The 17,555-nt window shown below is 63.4% G+C and carries 20 protein-coding genes and 1 pseudogene; 12 read left to right on the forward strand and 9 right to left on the reverse strand.

Going from position 1 to position 17,555, the window contains the following annotated elements; genetic code table 11:
- Nucleotides 1-221: 221 nt before the first annotated feature.
- The 3 genes from RMO95_RS21465 to ompR are packed head-to-tail and all read right to left on the reverse strand — an operon-like array spanning nucleotide 222 to nucleotide 2,709.
- Nucleotides 222-629: a group II truncated hemoglobin gene (locus tag RMO95_RS21465; RefSeq protein ID WP_310452728.1), complete on the reverse strand. Its 408-nt coding sequence runs from the start codon at nucleotides 627-629 to the stop codon at nucleotides 222-224.
- On the reverse strand, nucleotides 626-1,984 hold the full coding sequence (locus tag RMO95_RS21470) for an ATP-binding protein (protein ID WP_310452729.1): 1,359 nt from the start codon (nucleotides 1,982-1,984) through the stop codon (nucleotides 626-628). Before RMO95_RS21470 ends, RMO95_RS21465 begins: the two co-directional genes overlap by 4 nt.
- Entirely contained in the window at nucleotides 1,981-2,709 is a 729-nt protein-coding gene (gene ompR / locus RMO95_RS21475; protein ID WP_310452730.1) for a two-component system response regulator OmpR, read from the reverse strand. Before ompR ends, RMO95_RS21470 begins: the two co-directional genes overlap by 4 nt.
- Before the next feature lie 154 nt (nucleotides 2,710-2,863).
- On the opposite strand from ompR, the gene RMO95_RS21480 reads away from it, so the two are divergent.
- The 9 genes from RMO95_RS21480 (at nucleotide 2,864) to RMO95_RS21520 (ending at nucleotide 9,093) form a co-directional block, all read left to right on the forward strand.
- Nucleotides 2,864-2,998 (forward strand): hypothetical protein, encoded by a 135-nt coding sequence (locus tag RMO95_RS21480; protein ID WP_310452731.1) that lies wholly within the window; start codon nucleotides 2,864-2,866, stop codon nucleotides 2,996-2,998.
- Between the two features lie 20 nt (nucleotides 2,999-3,018).
- Nucleotides 3,019-3,327, forward strand: a complete 309-nt coding sequence (locus RMO95_RS21485; protein WP_310452732.1) for a hypothetical protein — start codon at nucleotides 3,019-3,021, stop codon at nucleotides 3,325-3,327.
- Between the two features lie 80 nt (nucleotides 3,328-3,407).
- On the forward strand, nucleotides 3,408-3,986 hold the full coding sequence (locus tag RMO95_RS21490) for a hypothetical protein (protein WP_310452733.1): 579 nt from the start codon (nucleotides 3,408-3,410) through the stop codon (nucleotides 3,984-3,986).
- Between the two features lie 30 nt (nucleotides 3,987-4,016).
- The gene (locus tag RMO95_RS21495) at nucleotides 4,017-4,343 is read left to right on the forward strand and encodes a hypothetical protein (RefSeq protein ID WP_310452734.1); all 327 of its coding nucleotides are present in this window, start codon (nucleotides 4,017-4,019) and stop codon (nucleotides 4,341-4,343) included.
- 74 nt (nucleotides 4,344-4,417) lie between these two features.
- Nucleotides 4,418-4,654, forward strand: a complete 237-nt coding sequence (locus RMO95_RS21500; RefSeq protein WP_310452735.1) for a DUF2934 domain-containing protein — start codon at nucleotides 4,418-4,420, stop codon at nucleotides 4,652-4,654.
- Nucleotides 4,655-5,208: 554 nt separating this feature from the next.
- Nucleotides 5,209-7,593, forward strand: coding sequence for a PAS domain S-box protein (locus RMO95_RS21505; RefSeq protein WP_310452736.1), 2,385 nt, complete (start codon nucleotides 5,209-5,211; stop codon nucleotides 7,591-7,593).
- Nucleotides 7,568-8,212 carry a response regulator transcription factor gene (locus tag RMO95_RS21510; RefSeq protein ID WP_310452737.1) on the forward strand — a complete coding sequence of 215 codons (645 nt, stop codon included), beginning with the start codon at nucleotides 7,568-7,570 and terminating at the stop codon, nucleotides 8,210-8,212. Before RMO95_RS21505 ends, RMO95_RS21510 begins: the two co-directional genes overlap by 26 nt.
- Nucleotides 8,213-8,403: 191 nt before the next feature.
- Nucleotides 8,404-8,823 (forward strand): hypothetical protein, encoded by a 420-nt coding sequence (locus RMO95_RS21515; RefSeq protein WP_310452738.1) that lies wholly within the window; start codon nucleotides 8,404-8,406, stop codon nucleotides 8,821-8,823.
- A gap of 33 nt (nucleotides 8,824-8,856) precedes the next feature.
- Nucleotides 8,857-9,093 (forward strand): hypothetical protein, encoded by a 237-nt coding sequence (locus RMO95_RS21520; protein ID WP_310452739.1) that lies wholly within the window; start codon nucleotides 8,857-8,859, stop codon nucleotides 9,091-9,093.
- A gap of 255 nt (nucleotides 9,094-9,348) precedes the next feature.
- On the opposite strand, the gene RMO95_RS21525 is transcribed toward RMO95_RS21520, so the two are convergent.
- From RMO95_RS21525 to RMO95_RS21550, 6 genes and pseudogenes are all read right to left on the reverse strand, one after another.
- Nucleotides 9,349-9,834: a DUF3368 domain-containing protein gene (locus tag RMO95_RS21525; RefSeq protein WP_310452740.1), complete on the reverse strand. Its 486-nt coding sequence runs from the start codon at nucleotides 9,832-9,834 to the stop codon at nucleotides 9,349-9,351.
- Nucleotides 9,827-10,078: a UPF0175 family protein gene (locus tag RMO95_RS21530; RefSeq protein WP_310452741.1), complete on the reverse strand. Its 252-nt coding sequence runs from the start codon at nucleotides 10,076-10,078 to the stop codon at nucleotides 9,827-9,829. Before RMO95_RS21530 ends, RMO95_RS21525 begins: the two co-directional genes overlap by 8 nt.
- A gap of 9 nt (nucleotides 10,079-10,087) precedes the next feature.
- On the reverse strand, nucleotides 10,088-10,357 hold the full coding sequence (locus RMO95_RS21535; protein ID WP_310452742.1) for a UPF0175 family protein: 270 nt from the start codon (nucleotides 10,355-10,357) through the stop codon (nucleotides 10,088-10,090).
- Between the two features lie 223 nt (nucleotides 10,358-10,580).
- A pseudogene (locus RMO95_RS21540) lies at nucleotides 10,581-10,889 on the reverse strand (aconitase family protein); the annotation flags it as partial.
- Nucleotides 10,890-10,940: 51 nt separating this feature from the next.
- Nucleotides 10,941-12,452: a hypothetical protein gene (locus tag RMO95_RS21545; protein WP_310452743.1), complete on the reverse strand. Its 1,512-nt coding sequence runs from the start codon at nucleotides 12,450-12,452 to the stop codon at nucleotides 10,941-10,943.
- Between the two features lie 12 nt (nucleotides 12,453-12,464).
- On the reverse strand, nucleotides 12,465-14,387 hold the full coding sequence (locus RMO95_RS21550; protein WP_310452744.1) for a C1 family peptidase: 1,923 nt from the start codon (nucleotides 14,385-14,387) through the stop codon (nucleotides 12,465-12,467).
- Between the two features lie 41 nt (nucleotides 14,388-14,428).
- Here RMO95_RS21550 and RMO95_RS21555 point away from each other — a divergent pair, with 41 nt between their 5' ends.
- Genes RMO95_RS21555 through RMO95_RS21565 form a run of 3 tightly spaced genes read left to right on the forward strand, consistent with a single transcriptional unit; the run spans nucleotide 14,429 to nucleotide 17,555 of the window.
- The gene (locus RMO95_RS21555) at nucleotides 14,429-15,604 is read left to right on the forward strand and encodes an ABC-three component system protein (RefSeq protein WP_310452745.1); all 1,176 of its coding nucleotides are present in this window, start codon (nucleotides 14,429-14,431) and stop codon (nucleotides 15,602-15,604) included.
- Nucleotides 15,601-15,849 carry an ABC-three component system middle component 6 gene (locus RMO95_RS21560; RefSeq protein ID WP_310452746.1) on the forward strand — a complete coding sequence of 83 codons (249 nt, stop codon included), beginning with the start codon at nucleotides 15,601-15,603 and terminating at the stop codon, nucleotides 15,847-15,849. Before RMO95_RS21555 ends, RMO95_RS21560 begins: the two co-directional genes overlap by 4 nt.
- Nucleotides 15,846-17,555: an ABC-three component system protein gene (locus tag RMO95_RS21565; RefSeq protein WP_310452747.1), complete on the forward strand. Its 1,710-nt coding sequence runs from the start codon at nucleotides 15,846-15,848 to the stop codon at nucleotides 17,553-17,555. Before RMO95_RS21560 ends, RMO95_RS21565 begins: the two co-directional genes overlap by 4 nt.

The raw sequence follows: 17,555 nt of genomic DNA on the forward strand, positions 1-17,555 counted from the left end.
CGATTCAATGCCTATGATTATAGCATAACATTGGTGAAGTCCGACAGGCTGCTAGCGGTCTGCATCGCAAGCGGTGTGACCAGTAGGGCCGGCTTCAGCCGGCCGGGATGGATGGCGTTGTAGGGCCGACTTCAGTCGGCCGGGGTGGATGGCGGGCTGAAGCCCGCCCTATAGTCCGCCCGGTCTGCCCCACAACGGCTCTCGCAAGCACTGCGCTCGCTTCAGGGGCGGGTCGGGAAATTCCGGTTGCGTATGTGATAGGCCAGCTCGGTGAGCGACTTGTCCAGGCTGACGCGCAGTTCCTCGTCGGTCACCACCTCGGCCAGCGCCAGGCGCATGCACAGCATCCATTGCTCGGCTTCGTCGCTGGCGATCGGGAACGGCAGATGGCGTGCGCGCAGCCTGGGGTGGCCGATCTTCTGGACATACAACTGCGGGCCGCCGAGCCAGCCGGACATGAACATGAACAGCTTTTCTTCGGCGCTGGACAGGTCGGCCTGGTGCAGCTTGCGGATGCCGTAGGCCTCCGGCAGCGTATCCATGAATTCATAGAAGCGCCTGACCAGGCGGCGCAGTGCAGGCTCGCCGCCGATGCGGGAATAGGGAGTGGGCGTGGCAGTTTCGTTCATGGTACGGAGATGGCGGATGAATTGAGTGGACGCAGGATGAGCCGGGCGATCAGCCCGCCGCCGGGGCGCGGCAGCAGCTCCAGGTGACCGTTGTGCGAGCGTGCGATGCGTTCGACGATGGCCAGCCCCAGTCCGGCGCCGGTGCTGTTGGTGCGTGCGGCTTCGAGCCGGGCAAAGGGCCGCTTCATGCGCTCGACATCCTGCGGCGGAATGCCGGGGCCGCTGTCGCGCACCTCGATGCCGAATTCGCCTGCGGCAGTGCCCAGGCCCAGTTCCACCGCGGATTCGCTGCCGGCATAGCGCAGCGCATTGTCGATCAGGTTGCTGATCGCGCGGCGCAGCGCCTGCGGCCGCACCGATACGGCGCCGGCAAGAGTTGGCGCTGGCGATGCGCCGACGGGTGCCGCCAACTCCACGCGGAAGCCGCGCCGCCGGTATTGCGTGGCGATTTCCAGCAACAGGGCAGCGAGGTCGACCTGCTGTGCCGCCTCGCCGCCTTCCGAGCGCGCGAAGTCGAGGAACTGGCCGATGGTCTTGTCCATTTCCTCGACGTCGGCCGTCATGCCTTCCCGTTGGCTTTCGTCGGCGGACATTTCGATGCCCATGCGCAGGCGCGTCAGCGGCGTGCGCAGGTCGTGCGAGATGCCGGCCAGGATCAGGGCGCGGTCCTGGTCGATCTGGGCCAGGTCGGTGCTCATCTGGTTGAAGGCGCCGGCAACCGTCGCCAGTTCGGTCGGGCCGGACTCGTCGAGGCGGGCCGGCGTCTCGCCTGCGCCGACCTGCCGTGCGGCCTGCTGCAGCGCTTTGAGCGGACGGGTGATGCGGTACACGATGAGCCAGGCGCCGCACAGCGACAGCAGCAGCGCCGCCACGCCCCAGCCCAGCCAGCCCAGCGGAAACACGCGCTCGATGCGTTCGCTGGGCAGGGCCAGCCAGTAATTGCCTTCGTCGCTGTCGTCGATGCGAAAACTGACGAACAGGGCGCGTTCGCCCTCGCGCTCCAGCGTCAGGCGGGTGGCCGGCCCCATTTGCTGCCTGACGTTTTCTTCGACCAGATGCAGGAATGCCCGGTCGGGCAGGGGCGTAATGCGGTCTGCGGCATCGGCCGGGTAGATGCGGATGCCTTCGCGGTCGGACAAGTCGCGCAAGAGCTCGATGCGCGCCTCGGGGCGCGCCGAAATCAGTGCGGCGCGCGTCAGGTTGGCGACGCTGACCAGGGTCTGCGCCAGTTGCCGGGCGCGCGGTTCGCGTTCATAGCTTCTGAATATGGCGAACCACGCCACCACCGACAACACCATCAGCAGGGCAAGCAACAGGAAGGTGCGCCACAGGAGCGAGCGCGGCAACAATCTCATTGGTGCTTCTTGCCGTCGGGAACGAAGACGTAGCCGAAGCCCCAGACCGTCTGGATGTAGCGCGGCTTGCCGGGATCCTCCTCGACCAGCTTGCGCAGGCGCGAAATCTGTACATCGATGGCGCGATCGAAGACTTCGTATTCGCGGCCGCGCGCCAGTTCCATCAGCTTGTCGCGGCTCATCGGCTGGCGCGGATGCTCCAGCAGCACCCGCAGCAGGCCGAATTCGCCCGAGGTCAGCAGCGTGCTGGTTTCGTCGCGCTCGAGTTCGCGCGTCGCCAGGTTGATCCGGATCTTGCCGAAACTCACGCTTTCTTCGTTGATGGCAGGAGCGCCGGGCGGCGGCGGGGCGGCGCGGCGGCGCAGCACGGCATGGACACGGGCGACCAGTTCGCGCGGGTTGAAGGGCTTGGGCAGGTAGTCGTCGGCGCCGATCTCAAGGCCGACGATGCGATCCACTTCGTCGCCCTTGGCCGTCAGCATGATGATGCGGACCGGGTTGGACTGGCCGCGCAGGCGGCGGCAAATGCCCAGGCCGTCCTCGCCGGGCAGCATCAGGTCGAGCACGATCAAATCGTAGAGCTCGCGTTCCAGCGCGCGGTCCATGCCCGGCGCATCGGGTACGGCCTTGACCGTGAAACCCTGATCGGAGAGATAGCGTTCGAGCAGTTGGCGCAGGCGCTGGTCGTCGTCGACGACCAGGATTTTGGCTTTGGGTTCATTCATGGGCTAAATCCTAGCTGGATCGCCGGCATCGTGCCAGCGGGCTTTACAAACGATTACAAACCCGGCCCCGCGGCAACAATTGACTTACAGCCGCTGCAGAGAATGCAAGCGTGCCTGAAAGGGCGGTATCGGTGCAGCGAACGCGGAGGCAATCATGAAAGCGTTATTCTTCGGCATGGCCCTGGCGATCGGGCTCGCGTTATGGGGTGCGGATTCGCCGGCCGCGGTCGATCAGCTGATGGCGGCCAGCCATGTCGCCGGCGAGCAGGTTTACAATATCTTCCGTTGATGGATCAATCAGGAGTCGATGTGAGCTCGAAACGCAGTATCGGATGGGCAGCGGTGGCGGGTGGATTGTGGCTGCTGGTGGCAGGCGCTGCGGCCCAGGGTCCGCAGCGCCTGGGACCGGGCCGCGATGCCGGCGGCGACGGACCGCAGCGCCTGATGCCCGCCGAACGGCGCCTTGAGCAACTGTCGCCCGACGGCGATGCACGCGGTCGCGGCCAGCGTTTGTCGCCCGAAGAACGCCGGCAGTTGCGCCGCGATGTGCACGATGCAGGGCGCGACCTGTATCCGCACCGGATGTCGGCGGGGCGCCGCGAGCAGCGCCGCGAATAGCGGGATTCCGTTGCGTCGGACTGCATAGTTTCCGATCACGCCCCGGCGAGAATTCTCCGGGGCGTTTTTCTATCTGCCTTTTGCATCGCGCCAGTCAATACCTCCTTTCCGGTATCGAAAATACGGCTGCCGTAGTATTTCCAACTACATCCATGCCGGATACTTTTCGAATCTGGATATTCCGGCTTGATTTGCGTTCCAGTCAGGTGTGGAACGAGCTAAGCAAGGAGAAAACCATGGATGGACAAAACGCCATAGCGCGACAGCAGGCCGGGGCGACGCAGGACATATTCCATGCAGCGGCGAACTTCGCGAATCGAGGGGATTACTGCACCCTGATTCTCGATCGCCTGGGTAGGATCCTCAGTTGCGGTACACCTGCCGAGCGGATATTCGGAGCCAGTCAGGTGCGCCTGGTCGGACGCCTGATTTCGGATTTCATTGCCGGTTTGTTTCTCAACGGAAGTTCGCCGAGCTACTGCGCGAGGTATCTCGTATATCTGTGTGCCGACGGCGAGTGGCGCAAGTTCGAGGCCAAGGATGCCGCCGGACGGGCTTTTACGATTGAACTGAATCTGGCGCGCATGGCATCGGTCAGCCCGGAGCGCGAAATGTTCCTGCTCAATGTGCGCCGCCCCGAACAGACCGCCGGTCATTAGCTTCCAGCCGGCATCGGTGCCATGTATTCCGTGTATCTGAAAAGCACTCCGGGCGGCGCCGGGCCTTCGGCGGCCGATGCTACAGCCACTGACAGGCAAGCCCTGCTGGCAGGGGTGGCGCGGCTGGGGCGGATGTGGCTGGAGCGGATCCCTGCGGCCGATCCGCAGCGCGAACACCTGATCCGGATGGGCATCCTGGCCGAGAGCCTGATGAAAACCGGCGACCGTTCGCCCGCCGCCATGACAACGGCACGAATGCTGTTGTGCGCCAATTGCCGTCACCTCGATGCGGCCCCGAAAGAATGCGCCGGTCAGGCGCTGGATCGGTGCCCGCTGCTGCGGGCGTCGGGACCATGAGTTGCCTGTCTGCCTGGAGCCGGCAGACGGCCTTGTAGTTTGTCACTCACCCTTGTTTCATTCGGGAGAAGACAATGAAAGTCAGAAGCGAACCGGCAGGCAGGACTAAAGGCGGTACGCCCGCAAAGCAGGTCCGAGTCGTGCTCAACCCGGATTCATCAGCGGAAAACTACGAGTGTCCGCGGGAACAAATGATCGCCGAAGCCGCCTATTTCCGTGCCGAACAGCGTGGCTTTGCGCCCGGCAACGAGATGTCCGACTGGCTGCAGGCCGAGGTGGATGTGGAGAGCATCCTGCACAATCTTCACTAAACGCAGTCACTCGGCGATGCGCCGGAAATACGCTGAATTCCGTATTGTTCGTACCCGAACGGAGGTGGCGCCGGCGCGGTTACGGCGATGACGCCGGCGATCTGCGAACCCGCAAGAGTTGGCGCTGGCGACACGGTGCGCATCGAATGCGCGGTGTCGCCGAAGAAGCGCCGCCGTAAGGGCAGCTTGTCCTTGCAAAGCGGGTGTCATGGGGCCGGCCTGAAATACCAAACGGGTGGTATTCCGGCTAATGGTTTCCGGGTATTTGCCGGCAGATGGGTCTCGTCGATAATCTGCGGCCGCGACCGACGCGGTGGGGCATTGTCATTGCGCGGTATAGTAGGCGAGCAGTTCCGCTCCGTTGCTTGCGGCGGCTGCTTGCGATAGGCGCCCTGATTGCGGCGCCAGAAAAGGAAACCCGTGATATCCGGGGAAATTGCCAGGAAAGCTCCCGCCGGCCGCGCCGTAACTTCGGCGACGGCGGTTCTGCGGCAACGCATTGCGAAGCTGACGGCGGAACCGCGCCAAAACGCCGTGTGGAAGGATCCAAAGTCATGTCGGTGAAGCCGCAGCCGCCGGGCGACGGCGATGCCGCCGCCGAGCTGCCGCGCCGCGTCGACAATCTCCTGCATGAACTACGGCAACAGCGTAGCGAGCTGGAGTTGCGCAACGACGAGTTGCGCTATTCGCAGGCCGACGTGCAGACGGGACTGGAACGCTATACCGATTTATACGATTTTTCCCCGGTCGGCTTGATCACCCTGGAACGCGACGGTGCGATCACCCGGGTCAACCTGACCGCGGCGCTGCTGCTCGGACGGGAGCGCAGCAGGCTGGTCGGCAGGCGCTTTGTGGAGTTCGCGACCGAGACCGCCCGCCCGGGTTTGGACGCCTTCCTGCAGCGGGTCCATGCGGGCGAGACGAGGCAAAGCTGCGAACTGGAACTGATGATCGACGGCCAGTTGTCGCGGACCGTCCAGATCGATGCCACGCTGTCCGCCGACCGACAGGAATGCCGCCTGGTTGTGGCGGACATCAGCGAGCGCAAGCTCGCGACAGCGATGCTGCTCGAATCGAGCCGGTTCAACGAGCAGGTGATCGCGAACGTGCAGGAAGGCATCGTGGTCTATGGCCCCGACCTGCACTATCGGGTGTGGAATACGTATATGGAGATATTCACCGGAATGCGGGCGAGCGATGTTCTCGGGCGCCATCCGCGGGATGTGTTTCCCTTCCTCGAGGAGCGCGGCGTATTTGCCAACCTGGAAAGTGCCCTTGCCGGCGGTGCCGCCAAATCAGTCACCTTTCCTTTCCAGGTCAGGCAGACCGGTCGCGCCGGCTGGGCACTGGACCGCACCGCACCGCTGCGCAACGCCAGGGGCGAGATCATCGGTGTGATCGGCACGGTAACCGACATCACCGAACAAAAACGCGCGCAGGAAGCCCTGACGGCCTCGACCCAATTCGTCCGGAGCCTGATCGATTCGATGCAGGATGGGTTTCTGGCGGTGGACCTGAAAGGTGTGCATCTCGATGTAAACCCGGCCATGTGCCGCATGACCGGCTTTTCGCGCGAGGAGCTCATCGGCAGCGGCGTGCCTCATCCTTACTGGCCGCCGGAGCAGCATGAGTTTATTCTTGCGGAGTTCCGCCGGGTTTCGCAGGGCGAGTTGGGCGAGCTTGAGCTGATCTTCATGCGCAAGAACGGCGAGCGTTTCCCGGCAATGATCACGCCTTCCGCGGTGCGGGATGGGACCGGCCAAATCGTCAGTTACGCGGCCACCGTGAAGGACGTCACCGAGCGCAAGCAGGCCGAGGAAATCCTCGCGGCTTCCCAGCGGCGCTTCCGGGACATCGTCAATACCACCGACGGCATCGTCTGGGAAGCCGATGCAAAAACCTTCGATTTCACTTTCATCAGCCGCCAGGCAGAGCGCCTGCTGGGCTATCCCATCGCGGACTGGTTGCAGCCAGGGTTCTGGCTAAACAACCTGCATCCCGACGACAGGGAATGGGCGCCCGCATATTGCCTGTCCTGCACCGAACGCATGATGCCGCACGATTTCGAATACCGCTTCATGGCGCAGGACGGCCGCACGGTCTGGCTGCACGACATCGTTACGGTGGTCGAAGAGAACGGCGCGCCGCGCTGGTTGCGCGGGATCATGGTGGATATCACCCACCGCAAGCAGGTCGAGCAGCAGTTGCGCGAAATGGCCGAAAGCCTCGAATTCAAGGTGGCCGAGCGCACCGCGCAGCTGCGCAGGCTTTCAGCGCAACTGGCCATGACCGAAGAGCGCGAGCGGCGCAACCTGGCGCAGGATCTGCACGACAACCTCGGCCAACTGCTGGCCGTCATGAAGATCAAGCTCACCTCGATATCCGCCGGCGAGCTACAACCGCTGATCGATCAGATGGTGGCGCTGGTGGCCCAGGCCGACCAGGCGGCGCGCAACATCACCCAGCAGCTGAGTCCGCCGGTGTTGTACACGCTTGGCCTGGTGCCGGCGCTGCAATGGCTGGCCGAGGACATCGAGCGTGTCTACGGCATCATGGTCCATGTCGATCACGACGACTGCCGTCGGCATCTGGTCCACGAGGTGCAGGCGGTGCTCTACCGCGCGGCGCGCGAACTGCTGATCAATGTCGCCAAGCACGCCGGGGTGCGGGATGCCAGCCTTTCCTGCCTGTGCAGCGGCAACCGGCTGATGTTGGTGGTGAGCGACGCCGGATGCGGCTTCGAGCCGGCGGATCATCTTGGCGCCTGGCCCGGATATCATAGTTTCGGGCTGCGCTCGATCTACGAACGGATTGCCAACATCGGCGGCGAAATGGAAGTCGACAGCAGCCCCGGCAATGGCACCACGATCACCCTGAGCGTGCCCCATTCCATAGGCGAAAAGGAGATCTGCAATGATCCGCATAATGCTTGTCGATGACCACACGATGGTACGGGAAGCCTTGCGCGTGGTGCTGGAACAGGACAAGAGCATGGAGGTGGTGGCGGCAGTCGGCGATGGCGAGACGGCCTTGCAGATGGCCAACGAACTGGCGCCCACCGTGGTGGTGATGGATGTCGCCCTGCCCGGGCAGTCGGGCATCGAAACCACGCGGCGCCTGCTGGCCAGGCATCCGCAAATCAAGGTGCTGGCCTTGTCCACCTACCTCGATCGGCGCATCATCCAGCAGATGCTCGATGTCGGCGCCAGCGGCTATATCGCCAAATCGGCGGCCGGCGCCGAGTTGAAACAGGGCATACGCAACGTGGTCGCGGGGCGCAGCTACCTGTGTTCCGAAGTCGCTGCGCTGGTCGCCGACGGCCTGCGCGACCGCCGCAGCGCGGGGGGGCAGCCGGAGTCCAGTTCCCTGTCGCGGCGCGAAGTGCAGGTCGCCACCTTGCTGGCAGAAGGCAAGAGCGCGCCCGACATCGCGGCCGAACTGCATATCGCGCCGAGCACGGTCGACGTGCACCGGCGCAACCTGATGCGCAAGCTGGAGTTGCACAATGTGGTGGAACTGACCAGATATGCCATCCGTACCGGCCTGGTCCTGCCCTGAAGCAAGCGTCTTCAAGGCATTCGCTCGACGGCAGGCCGGCAAGCCTTACCGGGAAGGCGGTAAGCAAAATACCTGTCTGCGGGTATTGCCACGCGCTATGGCCTGAATAGAATTATCTATCGTCAAAGTTGTCCGTGCGTCGGGCGGCTTGACTTCCAGATCGCTTCCTTTTCACGCAGCTGCGCCTTGCGGTGCAGCCCATAGCCAAGAAAGATCCTGAAATGCCAGCAGCCAAACCTTCCGCCGCTCCCCGCGCGCTTGTTCCGATCGCAGCCGAATCCGGCACCGCCGGAAAAACCAGGCGCGTGCGGCTGGCCAAGGTATTCGCGGCCAGGCCGGCTGCGAGAATTCCGGACTTGGCCGCACCGCTGCTGAGCAAGGCGCAGCAGCGTAAATCCGCATCGAAACGTTACAAGCTTCCCGATGACGAAAATGCGCAGCTCGGCGCACTCAAGCAACGCCTTCAGGCGCTGGGCACGGACGTCAAGAAAAGCCAGCTGCTGCGCGCCGGCCTGGCGCTGCTGGTCGCCATGAACGACGCTCAACTGACCAAGGCGATGGCGAACATCGGCGTCGTCAAGGCTGAATGCCCGCCGCAGCGGGTCAGCTAGAGATTGGCTGGCGAGACAGGCGTGGAGCGCGCGATGGCACAACGGATTCCACTACTCAATGAAATCGTCGGCCTGCCGGCGGCAACTGCGCTGGCGGATGTCGCCTGCGCCAGCGAAAGGCGCTTCCAGCTACTGATCGACCAGGCTTCGCGCGGCGACCCGGATGCCCAGCGCGAGGTGGTCAGGCTGCGTCTGGCCTATCTGAACTGGGCCTACGGCCACCAGATTCCCAGGCAACTTTCGGCCCGCCCCTACGAAATCCGCGTATGAAAAACGCCCCCATGGATCTCTCCATGGGGACGTTTTGAAAGTTGGCGCTGGCGATACGGCAAATGCGCGCCAAATGCGCGGCAAACGCGGGCCGATGTTGGTCATGCACGAGCCGATGATGACCTCGTCGATCTTCTCGCCGGCGATTTCGGACAGCAGCTTGACGTCGTCCGGATCGTTGTGGGGCATGCCAGAATCGGCTCGGTGACGTCGGCCAGGTCGATCTCGATCACCGCGGCGAAACTTACTACGGCTTCATTCGCCTACAAGCGTCAGCGCCTGGTCTATCGTTTTCTCTGACAAGTACATGCCATGGTCCTTCAACGTCGCGATGACCTGTCGTGCCGATGGGATCATGCCACGCTGCTTGGCAAGCAACACCAGCCCGAGAGTACCGGAGAGCGCCACGCCCAATACTTCGGCGCAACGACGGCCAGCGCCATCGTCGATGATGGCCACCATGCCTGGGTTCTGCAACGCATAGGCAAGCACCGCCGATTCGCCCGCGCCGAGGTCCCACGATTGAATCAGCGGCGGGATCGCCGTGACAGGCACCGAGATCAGCCATGGCGTGCCGGCCAAGGCCTTGGCGGTAACGTCGTCCGGCCCGCGCCGGCCGATCTCCAGGGCGACCGGCTCGGGAACCATTACCTGGGGCGATGCAACACGTAGCAGGTCGACGAGGCCGGCTTTTGCCAGGAAAATCAGCGGCGAGGCATTGACGACCGCCGCATCAGCCACGCGCCAGCTCCCGCCGCAAGCCGTCCAAGTCAAGCTCGAAGACGTCGATCTGCTCGGCAGCCAGCGCCGCTAGAAAGTCCGATCGATCCAGGTCGGCAATCAGCGCAGCTTTCTCCATCGATATCTTGCCGCTGGCATACCAATGGATTGCGGCGGCGCGACGCATGTCGCGTACAAACGCGGACGGTGCCTGCTTCAACGCGGAAAAAGCCTCGTCGGGGAGATCGATTGCAATGGTGGTCATATCCGACTCCTATCGATGGTGTTCGTTGTGGATTTCAGTTTCGCGCCGAAAGTCGTCGTCAGAGTCGTCCAGTAGTGTCGCGCCATGCTGCATGGCATCGAGCAGAAAATGCGCGCGAGGGACGCCGAGCCATTGCGCGGCGACGCCCGAAGAAATGGTGCCTTTCCTGAACAGGCCGTAGGCAGCCTCGCGCTTGACGCGCTCGGCGAACTGCTCGGCATTGGTGTGCAGGCCGATCAGCAGTTCGGGCGGGCATTCGATTTCGACAATGTTGCGCATAGCGGTGCTCCTTCAGTTGCTTGAGTTGAATTCTACCTTTCTGCATTTGGCAATAGGAAACGCGGGCACCGAGGTAGTTTGGTTATGTAGCTGGCACATAGGGGCGCAAACCGCCTGTCAAACCTTTGCCCTATTTTCATGCTTCGAAAAAACAGACGGCCCCGTTTTGTGAACGGGGCCGCTGATTGAAGAGTTGGCGCTGGCGACACGCCGATTCAGATTCCTACACCGTCACCGTATCCGCCACTTCCTTGAACTCGGCGATCTGGTCGAAGTTCATGTAGCGATAGACGTCGGCGGCCTTGGCGTTGACCGCCTGCACCTGCTCCAGGTACTCGGCCATGGTCGGGATTTTGCCCATCAGTGCCGTCACCGCCGCAAGCTCGGCCGACGACAGATAGACGCGGGTGTCGATGCCCAGCCGGTTGGGGAAGTTGCGCGTCGAGGTCGACACGGCCGTGCTGCCCTTCCTGATCTGCGCCTGGTTGCCCATGCACAGGCTGCAGCCGGGCATTTCCATGCGCGCGCCGGACTTGCCGAATGCGCCATGTCTGCGGGCGGAAAACCAGGGCGACTATCGCCTTCACACGCGACCTGCCGCACCGCGCGGTGTCATCGATGGTGCGGGGGCAAGTACATCGCGGACAAACGGCAGCAGTTGAAGGTGGCGGCAGGCGCGTTTGTCTGCGAGTAGCGCGGCCCACGCTGGTGCCCGCCAAGCATCCGCGCGCGTGAGCTCGGCTGCCGCACGCGGTCTTCGCAGGTAGGCGGCGAGATTGGCCGCCTCGTCCGCGGTACGCATCTTCGCCTGAGCGAGCGCGCGAATCAGGTAGCTGCAACTGCCACCGCCGAATTTCGCCACGATCTCCAACTCGCTCTTTGCTGTCACCGCCGGCGCGGCGGTGTCTACTTCTAATACCGTCAGCGCATCATCCGAGCGGCCGGCGGCGACCAAGGCGAGTGCAAGGTTCTGCCTGGCAAGCGCGTCGGGCTGAAGGTCGAAGGCTTCGCGCATGGCCGTCGCTGCCTTATCGCCGTCGCCGGCGATCATGCGCGCGAATCCAAGGTTGGACAGCAGTCCGACGTAGCCGTTGATCTTGTCGGTGGCGCGGCCCGAGGCCAGCGCCCACGCGATGACCTCTTCACCGGCCTGGATCGCCTCACCGCTGCGCCCGAGCATGACCAGTGCGGCAACGCGGTTGGCCTGGGCCTCGATCGATGGCTCGCGCCCGAACGAACGACGGTACTGGTCGACCGCGGCCTCGAATTGGCCGGCGTAGAAATACACGTTACCCAGATTGTTCTCCGCGCTGGCGCGCATTAACGGCGTGGCGCGCGGATCGTCGGTGTCGATGACCCGTTGGTAATGGGCGAGCGACTCGGCGCGCATCTCGTCGAGCAACTGGTTACTCTCGCCGGCGCTGCTCGCGGCGGCCTGCACGAACATCGAAAAAGCCTCCCCAAGGCCATGCCATTTCAACGGATGCGCGGCCCAAGCAGGGTCATTGTCGTTTTCCATGGCGCGGATCAAAAGCCGCGGGACCGTAGTATTCGGCCTCCCCTCGTCGTTGTTCCACTTGCGCCGCTCCGCAAACACTTGGCGCAGCAGTTCGAGCCGGGCGGCGAACTTCGGATTGCGTTCCTTGATCTGCTTGGTGCGCTGGGCCAGGATTTCGTGGTCGTCGTTCTCGCCGCCCAGCAGTTGCGCTGTCAGCGCAACGTAGGCCGGCGGCGCTACGCGCGCCAGCCGCCACGTCGTGATGCTGGCGAGCATTGCGCTGGCGACGAGGATGGCCAGCATCGTGTGCCGTTCCTGCAGCGCCACGTTGCGCAGCCAGCGCAGCAAGTCGCGGGGGGCGTCGGCAAGCTTGTTGCCGCTGAGGAAGGCCCAGGTGTAGGTGGCGAGTAGCGCCGCCAGTGGCGGCACGCCGATCTGTACCGAGCCGAGGAAGTCCCAGACCTCGACCAGTGCCAGGTCGGTCTGGTGGCGGTAGAGCAGCAGCACGCAGACCAACGCGCCGGCGCCGGCCAGCAGCGTGGCGAGCTGCCAGGCCGTCAGGCGCAGGTCAAATTCGCGGCGGAACCAGTGGGCCATGGCCGGCAGGCCTCAATAGCCGTTCATGTCTGTCTCGGCAAATCCTGAGCCAGGTAACGGCTGCTGACCGAGGACCAATGCGAGCATCGCATTCATCGTTGTCAGGTCGTTGTCGAATCCGCCGTGGGAATCCGCCTTGCTGCGCTGCGCATCGCGGCCCGCGATGTAGCAGGACAGACGGTCGGCGAGGTTAATCGCCGCCAGTCGCGCTGCGACATCGGCGTAGTGCTTCGCCATCCCGAGCAACGGCACGACTTTGACCTTTTCCTGGTAGGAACGCGACACCAGATAGAGCAGTGACTTGCGATAGACAACGGCGACATTATCGTCGCGCTCGACCGCGTCATCGAGCTGGAACAGGTGTGCGTTGGCGACGGTGCCGTCGGCCAGGCGCGGTGCGTGGCGGGCGAAGAAGAAATCGACGGTGCATGCCGGGGCGAAGAGCAGCAGATTGGCCACAGGCGGTCCGCCGGCTGCCTTCCAGGCGTCCAGCAAGTGACCGGTCCAGATCGCGCCGGCGCTGTGGCAGACCAGATGCACCTGGGGCGGTGCCGGCACCGCCTTCAGTGCCGCGACCAGCTTGGTTACGAAGGCACTGCCGGCGGCCGGCGGCGGCTGGAAGGCAATTTCCGCATCCGAGCGCATCTCCTGCCACAGCGGGTAGCCCAAGGGTTGGGTAAGCTTCTCGACCCAGTCGTCCCACCAATCGGACACGGCGCCGACGCGCTGCTGGACCAATTGCTCTTTGCCCAGCAGGACGTCGCGTAGCTCAGCGAGGAAGCCAGTTTCCCAAACGAAATGCAGCTCCGCAATTCCGTTCCTGGCGAATACCGTGCTCCACTTGCCGCAGCGTATCGCCGAACCGGCGACGGTATTGAGGCCGCCATGGGCGTAAAGCACTATGTGCCGCGGGCGGTCGCCGTTGCTGCCGTGCATCAGCCGCGCCACGATGCCGTCGAGTTCGTGTTCGTGGCTGGGGTAATCGCCGCGGGGATCGAACTGGCCGTCGTCGATGTGCAGGTAGCGCCCCCATATTTCGTGCGCCGGCGGGCCGCTGGCTTTTTCCTTGCCGCCGGCGGAGGTGGCGCGGTAGCCGGGACCGGCCAGCGCCGCCAGCGATTCGACGGGCAAGGCCATGCGTGCCACCCAGAGATCCCAGACGTTGCGGTCGAAATCGGCATAGCGCCACAGTGCGACGGCAGGCCGCGAGTTGCCCGCGCGGTCCTTGAAGCCGCCCCAGTCCGGCCCCCAAGAGTTCTGCACCAGAAACCCCTCGGCGGTGTAGCCGACGATGGCGAAGGCGTGGCCGCCGCCGCCGCTACCACGCGCATCATCCCAATACGGTATTTCGCCCTTGGTGTTGGGTTCGTTCCAGCCATCGTGCGTGTCGGCCACCGCATAGACGGCGCCGGCTTCGAGCAGGGCCGCATGCACGTCCGAACGCCGAGGGTACACTCGGTAGTAGGCGCCCAGTGGGCAGCGAAGCGCTTCCTGCTGGCGTGCCGGCGTCAAGTGGTCGACCGCTCTTTTCGCCGTTGGGTTTGGCCACGCCGCTTCTGAGCAGACTCCGGTCTTGAACCAACCCTTCATCGCGCCGCGCGCGCTCGACCAGTCGTAATCCTCGCCGGCCCATTGGTCGTATCGCTTGGCCACCTGGAACAGCATGCGCGCGCTGACCCGCTCGGCCGTTCGGGCAGGCTTGCGTTTGCGACGCGCCGCGAGCTGGTAGTTGATCACCGCCGCGAGGCCAAAACCAGTACAGGCACCCTCGCGACCCTGGTCGAGCGGCACGATCCACTCCCATTTTGGATATAGTGCGGGCGGCAATTCGATCAGCGCCGGGGAGTAGATGCTATCGCGGGCGTCAAAGGCGTCGCGATCTGCGGTGCGCCGCGGATCGCGCTTAGGCTGGAGTGGCGGCTTGCGTTTGGGCACGACGGTCTCCTGGCTCGGCTCAAAGAAGCCACGATACTCCCGTGGCATGGACAATTGCAAGCATCATGAAGCGGCCGTGGTGTTTGGGGCGAACCAAGCCCGCCGTTCCTGCCTGGACGATGCATGAACGCGACATCGTCCCCGCGGATATCTCCACGAGGGCGTCTTGCTCTGAGAGTCGGCGCTGGCGGGACGGCGATGTCGCTCACGGGATGTTCGGGCAAATTCACCCCCGATTCAGCGCATCCGATACCCATGAGATATGGCAGAATCCATTCATTTGTAATTCTGGGGTGCGTCAGGACGCGATGGACAGGTCTCTGCAACTGATTTACGAAAAGGACTTCAGGATTCGATATCTTGAATCGAGGAAGGAGGCCTTTCAGAACCTGTTTGAAACGCTGATGAGCAAGCGCTTCCCCAGCGACTTCGAACCCTGTAAGCCATGGGGCAGGCAAGGTGACGAGAAGAACGACGGTTATCTGCCATCTGCCCGAACACTGTTCCAGGTTTATGCGCCCGAGGCGTTTGATTCGGCAAAGGCAGTAACCAAGATCAATGCCGATCTAAATGGGGCATTACCTCATTGGCAGCAATACTTCGACCACTGGGTGTTCGTCCATAACGCACCGGCTTTGCCGCCGAACGTGATCAAGACGCTGGCCGACCTTCGAACTGCAAACCCACAAATCGCCATTAGCCACTGGGGCTACGAAGAACTCCTGAAGGTCTTTCGGGAACTGGAGCAGGCGGACCTGGAATCCTGGTTCGGCGTGAGCTACTCCGGCGAGGACAGAGGGCAAATGGGCTATGCCGACCTGAAGGCCGTAGTCGAGCACATCAAGTTTTCATCGGTCGATGCGGACGGTACACCCCGGCCCGTGCCCCAGGGCAAGATCGAGTTCAATCAGCTTTCGCCTGAAGTTGCTGGCGTCATCAAACTGGCGATGGAAAAGGTTCGTCTGGTGGAGAGCTTCTTCGCCGGCTGGCGCGATCCGCTCTTTGCCGCGCGTATCGCTGCGGCGTTCAAGGCGCGCTACATCGAATTGCGTACTGCCGAGCCGGCCATGCATCCCGACCTGATATGGGGCGAACTGGAGGAGTGGGCCGGTTACAATGCCACGCGCCATCCGCGCGAAAAAGCCGCCATTCACGCGGTGCTCGCCTGGCTGTTCGGCAACTGCGACATCTTCGAAGAGCCCCTCGTCGTTTCATGATCCTGCCCACCAAACACCTGCCGCAAGAGCGCGCGCTGCTGACCGTCGGCGGCGCGCTACTCGCCCACTTGGAGCTGCCGATCACGGTTTCCGCCCTCTGGCAGCGTGTCAGTGGCGCCGTCTCGCCAGCGCCGACTTTTGACTGGTTCGTGCTGGCGCTCGATCTGCTCCATGCCCTCGGTGCTGTCGAACTACGCGACGGTTTGCTGGTTCGCGGCACTGGTCACGCGGAAGCGGTGGCATGATCCATACGCTCTACAGCGACCTGTCGAGCTTCAAGACGCTGGATTTTCAGCCGGGGCTGAATGTGCTGCTGGCGCAAAAGAGCGACGGCGCCACGCAAAAACAGACGCGCAACCGCGCCGGCAAGACCAGCGTCGTCGAGTTGATTCACTTCCTGCTCGGCGCCGAAAGTGCCAAGGGTTCGCTGTTTCAGGTCGATGAACTACGCGAACACCGTTTTGGCATGACCTGCGACATCGGCGGTGCGCGCATACGCGTGGAGCGCAGCGGCGGCGCCAAGAGCAAGATTCATCTTGCTACCGAAAACAAACAAGAGACGCTTTCCAACCCCGAATGGACACGAAGGCTGGGCAAGCAATGGTTCGGCCTCGACAATCTGCCGGACGGCGCGCCAAGCTTCCGTTCGCTATTCGCCTACTTTGCTCGTCGCCAGCTTTCCCATGCCTTCAATACGCCGGAGAAGCAGGCCGAAAAGCAGCAACTCGGCGACCAGCAGACGGCGTTGATGTACCTGTTGGGTCTCGACTGGCCCATCGCCGCCGATTGGCAACTGGTACGCGTGCGCGACAAGGTGCGGCAAGTGTTGCGCCGCACCGCCAGCGCCGGTGCCCTGGGCGGCGTCATCGGCACGGCGGCCAATCTGCGCACCCAGCTTGTGCTGGCCGAACGCAAGCTCAAGACCCTGCAAGACAACCTCGCCACCTTCAAGGTGCATGAGGAATATCGAGCCCTGGAGCAGGAAGCCTCGCGACTCACGCGCGAACTCAACGCGCTGGCCGGCCATAACACCCTCGACCTCGCCGCCATTCAGGACATCGAAGCCGCGCTCAAGACCGAAACGCCGCCGGAACTGGACGACCTGGAACAACTCTATCGCCAAGCCGGCGTCGAATTCCCGCCCGGCCTCGTCAAGCGCCGCTACGACGACGTGCGCGCCTTCCACGAATCGGTGATTCGCAACCGCCAAAGCTACCTGCAAAGCGAACTCGCCGCCGCCCAGGCGCGCATTGAGACGCGCGACGCTGACAAGCGCAGCCTCGACAGCCGCCGCGCCGACGTCATGGGCATCCTCAAAAGCCACGGTGCCCTCGACCAGTTCCAACGCCTGCAAGAAGAAGCCAGCCAGCAAGCCGCGCAAGTCGCAAGCCTGCGGCAACGCTTCGAAGCCGCCGAGAAACTCGAAAGCACCAAAACCGAACTCGAAGTAGAACGCAAGCTGTTGACGTTGCGCCTGCAACGCGACTTCGCCGAACAATCCACCCGCATCGGTGACGCCATCCGCGCCTTCGAGGAGGTATCGAGTCAGCTCTACGAATCCGCCGGCAGCATGCAGATCGATCCGACCGCCAACGGCCCGGCCTTCAAGTTCCCCATGCAAGGCTCGCGCAGCAAGGGCATCAAGAATATGCAGATATTCTGCTTCGACATGATGCTGATGCGCCTATGTCACCAGCGCGGCATTGGCCCCGGATTCCTGGTGCATGACAGCCATCTGTTCGACGGCGTCGACGGCCGGCAAGTCATCAGCGCCCTGCGCGTCGGTGCGCAGACGGCGAGCGAATTGGGTTTTCAGTACATCGTAACAATGAACGAGGACGATGCCTTCAAGGAAACCGAAGTGGACTTCGATCTCGGCAAGTATGTGCTGCCGGTGCGGCTGACAGATGCGACGGAGGATGGTGGGTTGTTTGGGGTGAGGTTTGATTGA

Origin of the sequence: Sulfuritalea sp., assembly GCF_031426875.1 — a bacterium.
GTDB lineage: Bacteria > Pseudomonadota > Gammaproteobacteria > Burkholderiales > Rhodocyclaceae > Sulfuritalea.

What these genes read in the sequence shown, in the direction of transcription:
- RMO95_RS21560 (WP_310452746.1), top strand. Translation starts at nt 15,601, where the DNA reads ATGATCCTGCCCACCAAACACCTGCCGCAAGAGCGCGCGCTGCTGACC.
- RMO95_RS21465 (WP_310452728.1), bottom strand. Translation starts at nt 629, where the DNA reads ATGAACGAAACTGCCACGCCCACTCCCTATTCCCGCATCGGCGGCGAG.
- RMO95_RS21470 (WP_310452729.1), bottom strand. Translation starts at nt 1,984, where the DNA reads ATGAGATTGTTGCCGCGCTCGCTCCTGTGGCGCACCTTCCTGTTGCTT.
- RMO95_RS21530 (WP_310452741.1), bottom strand. Translation starts at nt 10,078, where the DNA reads ATGACCACCATTGCAATCGATCTCCCCGACGAGGCTTTTTCCGCGTTG.
- RMO95_RS21545 (WP_310452743.1), bottom strand. Translation starts at nt 12,452, where the DNA reads ATGGCCCACTGGTTCCGCCGCGAATTTGACCTGCGCCTGACGGCCTGG.
- RMO95_RS21565 (WP_310452747.1), top strand. Translation starts at nt 15,846, where the DNA reads ATGATCCATACGCTCTACAGCGACCTGTCGAGCTTCAAGACGCTGGAT.
- RMO95_RS21500 (WP_310452735.1), top strand. Translation starts at nt 4,418, where the DNA reads ATGAAAGTCAGAAGCGAACCGGCAGGCAGGACTAAAGGCGGTACGCCC.
- RMO95_RS21510 (WP_310452737.1), top strand. Translation starts at nt 7,568, where the DNA reads ATGATCCGCATAATGCTTGTCGATGACCACACGATGGTACGGGAAGCC.
- RMO95_RS21480 (WP_310452731.1), top strand. Translation starts at nt 2,864, where the DNA reads ATGAAAGCGTTATTCTTCGGCATGGCCCTGGCGATCGGGCTCGCGTTA.
- RMO95_RS21520 (WP_310452739.1), top strand. Translation starts at nt 8,857, where the DNA reads ATGGCACAACGGATTCCACTACTCAATGAAATCGTCGGCCTGCCGGCG.
- RMO95_RS21535 (WP_310452742.1), bottom strand. Translation starts at nt 10,357, where the DNA reads ATGCGCAACATTGTCGAAATCGAATGCCCGCCCGAACTGCTGATCGGC.
- RMO95_RS21505 (WP_310452736.1), top strand. Translation starts at nt 5,209, where the DNA reads ATGTCGGTGAAGCCGCAGCCGCCGGGCGACGGCGATGCCGCCGCCGAG.
- ompR (WP_310452730.1), bottom strand. Translation starts at nt 2,709, where the DNA reads ATGAATGAACCCAAAGCCAAAATCCTGGTCGTCGACGACGACCAGCGC.